Raw genomic sequence first — 9,586 nt, forward strand, 5'->3', positions numbered from 1 at the left:
GCATGTAATGATTCGCATCGAGATCTTATTCTGTATACAGATTGTTCTTATTCATGTTTTTTATTCCGCAGCTCACCTGAAGAAAGGAGAGATGGAATATTCGGGATATTTCTATGAGTGGAGAGATTTCCTGTTTGTGTACGGTAACGGTGGAGAGTTTATCTGTGGCGGTAGTGATGTCTCTGGGTATCCTGAGATTGCCGTTGGGAAGACAGGTGGAATCATTTCCTGATATGCATAGATTTGTTGTGAGGAATATCATGGATCAAGGGGGGATTACGATTTACGCGCCCCTCATTAATGTGGAATAATGTTCCTGTGTTTCCACATTATGGATAGAGCGAATGAATCATGACACAATGACTGTGGTGCAGGGGAACGATCTTCTTGAGGGCGCCTATGGCGTAACACTGGACGAAATGCGCCTCCTGAACCTGGCCCTTGCGCAAATTGATAGCAGAAAGCCACAACCGGACATGTTGTACACCCTTTATCCTCGTGATTACCAGCGCATTTACGGTGTCAACTCGACCAGCAGCCACCGCCAACTGCGCGATGCCGCTAACAGCCTGATGAAAAAACCTGTGACGATCTACAAAGAAGACCGGAATGGGAAGGTCCGAACTGTTCAGCTTTCATGGTTTTCGCGCCTTGAGTATGTCAGCAATGATGATCACAGTGCGGTTGTGCTGCGTTTTGGGCAGGACGTCGCCCCTTATCTGTTTGAACTCAAAGAAAGCTTTACCAAACTGGACTTTATAAACCTGGCCAGACTGGATACGCCTTTCTCGATCCGTCTTTACAGCTGGTTGGTCAAGGCGCGCAACCTGACACGGTACCGGAGTCATGGGACCATTGAAGTCACCCTCGAGATCGAATGGATGCGAGAGAAGGCTAATTTGCAAGGAAAATACCAGGATTACCGGGACTTCAGGCAAAAACTGTTGCAACCCTCTCTCGACCGCATTAATGCCTCGACCGATATCTCGGTGATTTGGGAACCTGTGAAGATAGGCCGTTCCGTGCACGCCATCAAATTTACCTATGTCGATGAGTCCGCACCGGAAGCGGTAAAACCGATGCGCCCACGTCTGCTTCGTCGCCCTCATGTGACCGCAGGATCGGCTGCTGAAGGGGAATGGGCCAGAAAATGTATTGCACTGTTGACCCAGTATATGGCTCAGTTGGAAGCCTATGATCCTAATGAAAAGGTGAGTGTGCCGGACTTAAGAAAACTGGCCGGCTGGTACAAGAAAGTGGGGCACCGTGACAAAGAAAAAGAGACGTTAGACGCCATCAAATTCCGGGCTCAACGTCGAAAGACGGTTGAGTAACATGTAACATCCCTGATGTGCAAACTACTCAGGAGTTGTATTATATTATTGATTTCAATCACAAAAATAACCAATGTAACAAGCTAACTGTTTATCATATAGATATCGTCGTCGTTGTGTAAGCGTCTCATCTAAGCCGTCTTGACGTTCATGGTTAAGATCTATGGTCACTTCCGTTTTTGCAACACCGATCTTGACGATATTGTTGGCTTGCATGAATCTATCCGGTGTCTGAATAGGCATTACGCCCGCGCCTCGATGAGTTCCGCGCCTGATGAACCTTATAAATTCAACGGCCTTCAGGCCTCTCTGAACCACAGGTTCTTCATCAGGCCGCTTGGCCGTTTATATCATCAGTAATCAGTATCCGCAAAACCAGGTAAATGAATGTTTAATAGTTAGAATTGTCGACAGTTATGCTTCAAATGGCTTATCCCTGATAGTCAGGGCCCATGCTATCCTGGCCAACTTATTTGCCAGAGCGCAGGTGACTATGGTAGCCATACGGTGAACTCGTCTTCACAGGAATTTTCAGGCAGTTAGTATGACCGGCATTCGTACCACTCTCATGGAGATCGAACAATGCCAAAAATTCGATGGACTTTTGATCAGAAAAAACATCACGTCACTGCATGGCGGTCTAGCGGCCTCACCCGTGAACAATATTGCGACCTTTATGATATTCCGTTCAAATTTCTGCGACAGTGGCCGCAGGATGTGGCGCAGGCGGAACGGCGTGCAAAAGCGCCAGAAGTTATTCCCGTCACTGTTTCGGCAGCACCGGTGAGTACCGACACCGTTTAGCAACATGCGGCCGCCAATGACCCCATCACGCTACACCTCCCCGGAGGAATACGGATGTGTTGCCATCCGTCACAGTTAACCGATGTTACGTTATGCTGACGCCTGATAATGTCTTCCTGGCTGTCCAGCCCATTGATGTGCGGCGCGGGATCGACACACTGACGCAGTATGTCCAGGACGAGCTGAAATCCTCGTGGCACGAAGGCGCAGCGTTCGTCTTCACCAACAAAGCCCGCTCGCGCATTAAGGTGTTGTAAGGTGTTGCGCTGGGACAAGCATGGCGTCTGGCTGTGCGTTCGTCGTCTGCATAAGGGGCACTTCTGCTGGCCTCGTGCGGGCGACAAAGCCTGGTCTCTCACTCAGGATTAGTTCAACTGGTTGATCACCGGCGTTGACTGGCAGCAGCTCAATGGCCACGACCTAGCCAAATGGGTCTTCCGCAAGGAGAGTGGCTCCGCAGTAACCTCGTTGTAATCATACTATGTAACATCATGAAAACCTTGAATATCCGTGCCAAAGTATAATTACCGACATGGATATATCACTTCTCACCACCAATGACATCGAACAGCTTCGCGCTATGGCCCTTGCCATGGTGCAGAAAGTGGTGACGGAGAAAAACACTGAACTGGTGGCAAAAGAGCAGCGTATCCGCCTGCTGGAAGAGGCACTGATGCTGGCCCGCCAGCAGCGCTTCGAAGAAGATAGCGAAGCCGATATCGCGGCGGCGGAAACACAACTGAACGCGCTGTTGTAGCAGGATACAAAGGAAGGGGCAGAAAAACCATCATCTTCCCGCCCTGTGCGAAAAGTGCTGCCAGCACATCTCCCTCGCGTTAAAAAATATATCCCGCTGGCGTCAGAAACCTGTACTGACTGCGGCGTGGCGCTTCGCTTCATCCGCGATGAGATCAGCGAAAAGCTAGAGTACATCCCGGCAAGCTTCGTGGTCAACCAGTACGTCCGTCCCCAGTATGGGTGTCCTTGTTATGAAAAGGTCATCAGCGGTCAGATGCCGACACAACTCATCCCTAAAGGTATCGCAGAAGCCAGCCTTGTGGCGCAGGTGGTGGTCAGCAAGTTCCGTGACTACCAGCCCCTTTACCGCCAGCAGCATATCTTCGCCCGTGCAGACGTTGAGTTACCTGTCAGCACGATGGCGGGCTGGGTGGGTGCTGCCGGCGTGGCGCTTAACCCGCTGACGGAACTGTAGCACCGGGAACTACTGACCCGCACTGTTCTGCACGCCGATGAAACCATCATGCGTATCCTGGATACCCGAAAAGGCGGTAAAACGCGTTCTGGCTACCTGTGGGTCTACGCCAGCGGTGAAAAAAGTGGCCCTGCGATCGTCTGCTTCGACAGTCAGACGGGGCGTGGACATGAACATTCTGCTGCCTGGCTTCAGGGCTGGCAAGGCTCTCTGGTTGTTGATGGTCATACCGCTTAAGACCCTGGCGGAAAATGTCCTGGGGGTCACACTGGTTGGATGCTAGGCGCACGCCCGCCGTGGCTTCGCCGATCTGTATAAAGCGAACCAGGATCCGCGTGCGGAGATGGCGGTCAGACAGATCGCCGGGCTGTACCGGCTGGAGAAGAAGATCCGGAATCGCCCGGCAGAAAAGATCCGCCAGTGGCGACAACGTTACTCCCGACCGGTTATCGACAAACTGTGGCGATGGCTGGAGCAGCAAAAAGATACGTGCTCGGAAAACTCGGCGCGGGGTAAGGCCGTTGGATATATGCTGAAACGACGTGAAACGCTCAGCCGCTACCTTGATGATGGTACTCTGCCGCTTGACAACAATCGCTGCGAACGCGCCATCAGACCTGTGGTAATGGGATGCTCAAACTGGCTCTTCGCAGGTTCACTGGCTGCAGGAACCCGCGCAGCGCAGATCATGAGCCTGCTGGAAACGGCGAAGATGAACGGTCTGGAGCCGCATGCGTGGTTGAGTTACGTACTGAAACGTCTGCCTGAGTGGCCGGAGGAGCGACTGGCAGAGTTGTTGCCTCTTGAGGGGGTTACCTTCTCCGGATGAGTGATACCTGCCGTCAGGTGTTCCCGGGCCGGGCCAGAACCTGCAGTAGGGTGTTGAACGCCTGACGACACGAAACTCGCAAAGCCAGTAATCACGAGGGCTGACAAAGAGTAAGTACCTGAGTCCCCCGGGAGCCATTACCCTTGTCAGTACTTCGCGACCTGACGCGATAACCCGACTCAGTACTTCAGCGCTTGACCTCAGTACCTGCCATCCTGGCGATCGCCACGGCGCAATGCCATGGAACAAAACCCTATAGCCTGGTTGTGTTTATTCGCATACGCTACTGCTGACGCACACTAAAAAAACGCGTCAATATGAGTTCGTCGCAACGTTACGTCATACCTGTTGTCGGGTGTTGCGCACCTGACACAGGGATCGCGGCAAAGCCATACTCCACGGGCTTCAGCCGAGTCAGTACCTGCATCACATATCCGCGATTACCGCAGTCAGTACTTCGACACCTGTCCGCAAACACCCTGGTCAGTACTTCAACGCCTGACACAACACCTGTTCTGAAACCTGAGACGATCGACTCGCCATACATAACCAGTATAATATAAAACCGACGAGGAATGGCAAGGGGCTATGGCGAGGTCAACCGCGCGACGGGCACAAGCCCCTCATTTTGAGGTGAATATTTTTACCGGCGATGCGCACAGGTTGGTGGGTAGGAGTGCAGCCTTGCAGCCGACACTCCCCCCTAAAAACCGTACGTGCAAGTTTCCCTGCATACGGCTTCAATCACAGCTAAGCCAAATCTTCCGATTTAACCAGCAATTTCCACTTCAAATTAGGGTTGGCATGGTGTTGTCTGTGGCAACTAGGATGGAGTAACCAGAGGTTTGAAACATCATCTGAACCACCATCAATACGTTGGATAAGATGATGTGCATGCCATCGCGTAATCGCGGATATAGGCTCTCCACAGACAGGGCAACGCCCCGACTGCCTGCGCCACAGATATCTAAGCTTATGTTTACCAGAGATATTACGTTCCATTTTCAACGTGGAACGTGCTTCGAAATATTCCTCAAAGCGATGGTCGTAGGGGTTTGCTTCACTTTTAATTTTGGCGTGTCGGACAATAACAACATCATCCGCATTCCGTAGTTTCAGCATTCCCTTCGTTCCATCTTCCCGAAAAAATTGGCAATAGAAAACATGCCTGCGATTTCCTAACTGTCCGAAATATCGCCTGTGGATCCAGCATTTCGATTTGTTCGGATGCCGACGACATGCCCACGCCCATAAACGACGCCAGATAAGATGGTCAATCTTTGCGTAGATCGCTTTAGAAACCACATGGCTATGATAGTTAGCCCAACCCTGAATTTTCGGGTTGAGCACTCTAATAACCGATTCCTGTTTCGCAGTAGCTAAAGCCCTGATAGTCATTCTGATATTATCCATGAACGTTTTGACGTTCTTGGCAGAAGGTTTTATCAGCAACTTTTCATTCGGGGTACCACAATGGTACTTTCGAATGTTTTGCCCGAGAAAGTCGAAGCCATCCGATATATGCGTTACATGAGTCTTTTCTTTCGAGAGCGTTAACCCCCGTTCAGCCAAGAAAGCCTCTACAAGCGGCCTTACTTCGGATTCCAATAACTCTTTTGAACTTCCGGTAATCACGAAATCATCTGCATATCGCACATAGTTAATTTGGTACTCTTTAGTCTTCTTCGGGAGGTATCGCTTTGCCCCTGCGCTGCGGCCAAAACGCTTGATTAGTAAATCCTCCAGACCATCCAGCACTAAATTTGCCAATGTGGGGGATATAATCCCACCTTGCGGCGTTCCTGCATCCGTTGGGTAAAATTTATGTTGATCTACGTATCCCGATTTGAGCCACATGCTCAGTACTTTTGCATCAATACAGATGTTTTTGAGCATCCAGTCATGACTGATGTGGTCAAAGCACCCTTTGATATCGCCTTCCAGAACCCATTGAGCCGCCCCTTTGCGAGCAAGAACCCCAAATAGCTTCCCGACAGCATCATGTGCAGAGCGCTCAGGTCTAAATCCATAACTGTCATAATCCGCTGTTGTCTCCGAAACTGGTACCAATGCGGACTGATGTAACGCCTGCATTGCCCGATCCTGCATGGTTGGGATCCCCAGTGGTCGCAGTTTCCCATTGGATTTCGGGATATATACCCGTCGGAGCGCTTTCGGCTTATAGCCGAATCGCCTCAAAGACAGAATTCCTTTAGCTTTCGCTTCGGGAGTGGACCATGTAATACCATCAACCCCGGCAGTACGTTTCCCCTGATTTTCAGTAACGCGCCTTACCGCCAATGCTTTGGCGTAAAACGAGTGAGTCAGCAGCCATTGCAGGGCTTTAACCTTACGCCAGCGACCTTCCCGAGTTGCTTTTGCGATACGGGCTTGCAGCTTCCTTACCTCCGGGTAGCATTTATCCCAAGGGATGTTGCGCCAGTCCAGAGTGGGAGCTGCATCCGCCTTTGACAGCACAGTCATTTGCATTTCCCCCTAAAGAGAAGTTCCGCGAGATATCTCGCAATGGTGACCAGAGACAAGTCAGCAGACTTTCGTCTTGATGCAGGGCATCTATCCATCTCATTACAAAATGGCATTTGCTTTTTGTCCCATCCTCTACCCGCTATTCCATGGGTGTTCCTTGCGGTTCACTTGCCCTGTTACTTTGGGCAGAATATCGGGCTTACCTCGTTCCGATTGATGTAACAGATTTGGGTTAGGTCTCGTCTATTCACCGTGCGCTTTGGTGACCGTGCATCTCAAGGGGATAGTAAGATGCCAGCGCATGCCATTTTGGCTCAAGTGTCTCAGCTTCTTGCACTTGTCAAATTTCTCGATGTTTATCAACGATTCACATATGTTGACCATACCAATCAGCCTAGCCCTATCCCGGATGAAGCTTCCAGGTTCGCGTCTCACCTCACGGCAATACCTGCGATTCGGTACATTGTCACTCGAGCTTCACACCCCGCAGTTACCCGCAACGCATGTCAAGATAGGCTACCTCTCACGGCAGAGAGGGTTTCATTGTTTGCTGTCAGTAAATCGTCAGCAACATGAAACAATTACATTATCGACTTCGAGTCGCACATCCCCCAAATTTGTGGATAACGTCCTGGCAGTGGGGGCGCGGCGCCGGTGGCGGAATATGGGGACCGTGGCGGTAGCAGTGTTACGCAGGTTCGAGCGCGATGGTGTGGCTGGCTGACGTGCTTCCCTGCCGGCACGTACACAGTCCGTACTCGGCCATCACATGCATAAACCGGTCGGCGTCACCGACCACCCGAAACGTGACGGAGTGCAGATGGCGACCGTCCTGGGCAAAAGCGGCATTCAGCGCCGTTTTTTCGACGTAGAACCCGTTATGTTGTGACGGTGTCGGCACGACGCCGGACTTCCACTCTTTCGCGTCCAGCACATAATTGTCCCAGCCCTGGTCTTTCAGGGTTTCGGAGGCGTAGGTGAGCCGGAACAGGTCGGATTGAGCGGCCAGGTTGCCGCTGCAGGAGCGCCAGAGGTAGTCAAGATGCTGACGCAGTTTGCCGGCAGGGCCGTGTTTGCGGCCACGTTCGAGCAGCCACTGGATGTCAATCGCCACGCTCCTGGGGAAGCGTTTTTGCTTTTGGGCGGTGGCCAGCCAGCGGATCAGGAACAGGTTTTCGGCATAGGGCGTGCCGGCGATACCGTCCTGGCGCGCCAGCCCCAGCGCCGCCAGAGCGCAGAACGCCAGGTGGCTGAGCGCTGAGGTGGTGTTTTCCGGGGAAACGGATGCGGTTTTATCAGTCAATGGCTGCCCTGCCCGTCGAAGCGAAAGATTAGTGGCGGATCTGCGCCAGGTCGTCAGCGGTCAGCCCGGTCATTTTCATCACCGCGTCGCGATCGAGGCCATTTGCCAGCATGGTGCGGGCGATTTTCAGTGCAGCTTCGCGTTCACCTTCTTGGCGTCCTTTTTCCATACCGCGCTGTTCACCCAATTGGATACCTTTCTGGATACCCTCCTCGATACCTTTCTGGATACCCTTCTCGATACCTTTTTGTTCAAGCTGTTGTGCGATGGTCATCAGTTCATCCTCATGTTGCGGTACCCGCAGGGCCAGTGCGCGGACAAATGCCTCTGCATTCGCCGATTCACCGGCCTGGATAATATAGTGTATCAGCGAAATCACCTGTGGCGAAGAGAGATAGCCGGCCAGCAGAATGGCGGACAGCCTGTCGGTCAGTTCGGCCAGGTCGCGCTGGCGAATATGTTTCTGCAGCAGGGTCAGAGCGGCCATGCTGCGGTGACCCATAATCTCTTCGTCGGGAATGACCGTCACATCAACCAGCGGAAAATCGCCGGTGTACAGTTTCCCGGCCAGCGTTGGATCATCAAACTCCTGCAGCCAGTTGGTCGAGTAAGGGTACGGGCTGCGTTTGCCGGTGTAGAACAGTACCGGAATGACCAACGGCAGCGTTTTGTGGCCGGCGTCGAGGTGACGCTGCATGGCGGCGATGGCATAGCGAATGAGGCGAAACGCCATGTGCTTATCCGGGCTGGACTGGTGTTCAATAAGCACGTGCACGTAACCGTCAGCGCCGTCGGTGGTTTTCAGGCTGTAGAGCACGTCGCTGAAATACTGGCGCAGGTCATCTTCGACAAAGGAGCCGGACTCCAGCTTCAGCGTGCTGAGGTCACAGATGGCCCGCAGGTCGGCCGGCAAATGTATCTCCATGAAGTCGCGGGCAATTTCGGGTTGCGTCAGAAATTGCCGGAAAGTGGCATCATGGGGCGTTGGATTTTTTTTCATGGCGCTATCGTAACATGTTCGGTCGCCGGCTCACTATGGTTGAGCGAAGGCTTCACCCGCTCTCCGGGAAAAATAGCGTCGGGATGTTGCTGCCGCCAGGTTTTTAATATTCGGTAGACGCTGGCTCTGCCTATGCCCAGTTGGTCGGCAACCGCTTCGCGGGTGAGTCCGGCCAGCGTCAATTCAATCACCTGCTGCGCTTTAGCCTGAGCGGTGGGTTTTCTTCCTTTATATGCCCCTCTGGCTTTCGCGCGGGCAATGCCTTCCCGTTGCCGTTCCTGACGCAGGCGTGTCTCGAATTCGGCGAAGACGCCCAACATATCCAGGAAAGCCTTGCCGGACGCCGAAGAGGTATCGATGGCCTGCTCGGTCGCCCTGAGCTTGATGTTTTGCCCTTCAAGTTCATGAACCAGATTCTGTAAGTCGCGCAGACTACGTGACAGGCGATCGATACGGGTGATCACCAACGTATCCCCTTCTCGCAAGTAATCAAGGCTGAACCGCGCCGGTTTTCTTGGAGAGAGTTAAGTCCAGAAGCTCAGGCTGCCAGAACATTATTTGCACTGGAAGCATAATAGGCTTTTTCGGCTTCTGCAGGCGGTATGTGTCCTAGCCG

Annotated in this window: 6 protein-coding genes and 4 pseudogenes; 5 read left to right on the forward strand and 5 right to left on the reverse strand. The window is 52.5% G+C overall.

The genetic code is table 11. From position 1 onward, the window contains the following. Both H5P17_RS26580 and H5P17_RS25755 read left to right on the forward strand, forming a co-directional pair. Nucleotides 1-232, forward strand: a 232-nt coding sequence (locus tag H5P17_RS26580) for a hypothetical protein (RefSeq protein ID WP_220496972.1), incomplete at its 5' end; no start/stop codon positions are given. A gap of 112 nt (nt 233-344) precedes the next feature. Then, nucleotides 345-1,334, forward strand: coding sequence for a replication initiation protein (locus H5P17_RS25755; protein WP_182825836.1), 990 nt, complete (start codon nt 345-347; stop codon nt 1,332-1,334). A gap of 414 nt (nt 1,335-1,748) precedes the next feature. Here the strand turns inward: H5P17_RS25755 and H5P17_RS26760 are convergent. After that, nucleotides 1,749-1,829, reverse strand: a pseudogene (locus H5P17_RS26760) (hypothetical protein); the annotation flags it as partial. A gap of 87 nt (nt 1,830-1,916) precedes the next feature. Between H5P17_RS26760 and H5P17_RS25760 the strand changes: the two are divergent. The 3 pseudogenes from H5P17_RS25760 to H5P17_RS25770 all read left to right on the forward strand — a co-directional run bounded on the left by H5P17_RS25760 (nt 1,917) and on the right by H5P17_RS25770 (nt 4,180). Next, nucleotides 1,917-2,237, forward strand: a pseudogene (locus H5P17_RS25760) (IS66 family insertion sequence element accessory protein TnpB). Further along, a pseudogene (gene tnpB, locus H5P17_RS25765) lies at nt 2,231-2,612 on the forward strand (IS66 family insertion sequence element accessory protein TnpB). Before H5P17_RS25760 ends, tnpB begins: the two co-directional pseudogenes overlap by 7 nt. A gap of 58 nt (nt 2,613-2,670) precedes the next feature. Then, nucleotides 2,671-4,180 (forward strand): annotated as a pseudogene (locus H5P17_RS25770) (IS66 family transposase). A 750-nt stretch (nt 4,181-4,930) separates the two neighbouring features. On the opposite strand, the gene ltrA reads toward H5P17_RS25770, so the two are convergent. From ltrA to H5P17_RS25790, 4 genes are all read right to left on the reverse strand, one after another. Next, a complete protein-coding gene (gene ltrA / locus H5P17_RS25775) occupies nt 4,931-6,664 on the reverse strand; it encodes a group II intron reverse transcriptase/maturase (RefSeq protein ID WP_370570063.1) in 1,734 nt (577 codons plus the stop codon). Nucleotides 6,665-7,355: 691 nt separating this feature from the next. Continuing rightward, entirely contained in the window at nt 7,356-7,970 is a 615-nt protein-coding gene (locus tag H5P17_RS25780) for a DUF2913 family protein (RefSeq protein WP_182825838.1), read from the reverse strand. 28 nt (nt 7,971-7,998) lie between these two features. Continuing rightward, nucleotides 7,999-8,970: an Rpn family recombination-promoting nuclease/putative transposase gene (locus H5P17_RS25785; protein WP_182825839.1), complete on the reverse strand. Its 972-nt coding sequence runs from the start codon at nt 8,968-8,970 to the stop codon at nt 7,999-8,001. Then, entirely contained in the window at nt 8,967-9,455 is a 489-nt protein-coding gene (locus tag H5P17_RS25790; protein ID WP_370570062.1) for a recombinase family protein, read from the reverse strand. Before H5P17_RS25790 ends, H5P17_RS25785 begins: the two co-directional genes overlap by 4 nt. Nucleotides 9,456-9,586: the final 131 nt, after the last annotated feature.

Origin of the sequence: Serratia sp. OS31, assembly GCF_014164835.1 — a bacterium.
Classification (GTDB): Bacteria; Pseudomonadota; Gammaproteobacteria; order Enterobacterales; family Enterobacteriaceae; genus Serratia; species Serratia liquefaciens_A.